Origin of the sequence: Nonomuraea sp. AD125B, assembly GCF_041402765.1 — a bacterium.
Classification (GTDB): domain Bacteria; phylum Actinomycetota; class Actinomycetes; order Streptosporangiales; family Streptosporangiaceae; genus Nonomuraea; species Nonomuraea bangladeshensis.
The window spans coordinates 1-1,320 of the sequence record NZ_JBGLOU010000047.1; the positions used below are offsets into that span (position 1 = coordinate 1).

The 1,320-nt window shown below is 64.5% G+C and carries 2 protein-coding genes and 1 pseudogene; 2 read left to right on the forward strand and 1 reads right to left on the reverse strand.

All coding sequences use genetic code 11. From position 1 onward, the window contains the following. Positions 1-264 precede the first annotated feature (264 nt). Positions 265-429 carry a hypothetical protein gene (locus ACBR40_RS47050; protein WP_371252951.1) on the forward strand — a complete coding sequence of 55 codons (165 nt, stop codon included), beginning with the start codon at positions 265-267 and terminating at the stop codon, positions 427-429. Beyond that, positions 430-534 (forward strand): annotated as a pseudogene (locus ACBR40_RS47055) (peptide-methionine (S)-S-oxide reductase); the annotation flags it as partial. 228 nt (positions 535-762) lie between these two features. Here the strand turns inward: ACBR40_RS47055 and ACBR40_RS47060 are convergent. After that, positions 763-1,137: a hypothetical protein gene (locus ACBR40_RS47060; RefSeq protein WP_371252952.1), complete on the reverse strand. Its 375-nt coding sequence runs from the start codon at positions 1,135-1,137 to the stop codon at positions 763-765. Between the last annotated feature and the right edge of the window lie 183 nt (positions 1,138-1,320).

The window sequence follows — 1,320 nt, forward strand, 5'->3', positions numbered from 1 at the left end:
GGTCACCGGAGGATACCGCCGTACTGATCGACGGGGCGGTACGTGTGGCCCTTGCGGAGTACCGGTCGGGTGTCGCCGGGTTTTCCTGTCTGGCGGACGGGGCTGATCAGATCTTCGCTCGTGCGGTACTCGATCTCGGTGATGTGCTGGAGGCCGTGATCCCGGCCAAGGAGTATCGGGACGGGCTGCCGGGCGAGTGCCATGCTGCGTACGACGATCCGAACCCACCGGCTGGACTTTGTGGAGTCCACCGCGGAGTCGCACATGACGGCCAGTGCGCGGATGCTGGACGACGCCGATGTGTTGTTCGTCGTCTGGGACGGGCAGCCGGCCCGAGGCTATGGCGGCACTGCTGACGTCGCGGTCGAGGCGCGGCGGCGGGAGGTGCCCGTACGGGTGTTCTGGCCCGATGGAGCCCGACGAGATTAGGAGCCTCTAGACCAGCAATACCTGTACAAAGTGCCCAATGGGTACTGCGGGATCGGCGGCACGGGCGTCTCCTGCCCGGTCGGCTTGACGTCGGGCGAGGCCTGAACCGTACCCTTGTGGACGATGCTGGCGGAGACCTTGTCTGCTTCGCCAGGCCGGCCATCCTGACGTTCGACCTTCTACTCGGCGTCGTGGCGGTGGTGGTCGGTACGCGGGAGATGGGGCGCCCCATCAGAGACGCCTAGATCTATCTCCCGGGGACGTCGCGAGTTCGCTGCCGTCGCTTGTCGGGCAAATCAAGGCGCGCAATCGGCAGGTGAAGCAGCCTCTGCCTCAGATGCTGCGCTTGTCTTCGAGGTGAAGGACGGTCAGTTCATGTCCGTCGCGATCACGCTTGGCACGGCCGAGGATGCCGACTGCGAGATCGTCGTGGTTCTCCAACTCGCTGGGATCGACGTAGGTGAGAATGTCGGGGTGATGGCCTGTTACGGCCCAGCCGGATGCGTCGTCCAGGTCTATGACGTTGAAGTCGCCGGCCGGGGTGCCTGGGTGAACGGGGCCGTACTCCCGCAGAAGGGTGATCGCCTGCTGGGTGAGATCGTTGGCAGGCTCCATCAGGATCACGCAGGTTCCGTGGGCGAACAGGACCCACGACTTGGCGGGATCCAGGAGTCGACGCCAGATCTCTACGGTGGACGTCTGATTCATGCGGAGCAGCGTAACGTCCGGCTCTGACAAGCCCTGCCCGGCCAGGCTGACTTCCGTTACGGCCTGCTCTCAACCGGGGCATCGGCATCTCCTGGAACATCTGTGTCTCCCCGGAAGACGGGAGAACGAGGTGTTCCGGTCTTGGGACACCTCGTCCCATAGACTGGATGGCATGAGCGTGAT

Coding starts and splice junctions, on each gene's coding strand:
- ACBR40_RS47050 (WP_371252951.1), top strand. CDS start 265: ATGACGGCCAGTGCGCGGATGCTGGACGACGCCGATGTGTTGTTCGTC.
- ACBR40_RS47060 (WP_371252952.1), bottom strand. CDS start 1,137: ATGAATCAGACGTCCACCGTAGAGATCTGGCGTCGACTCCTGGATCCC.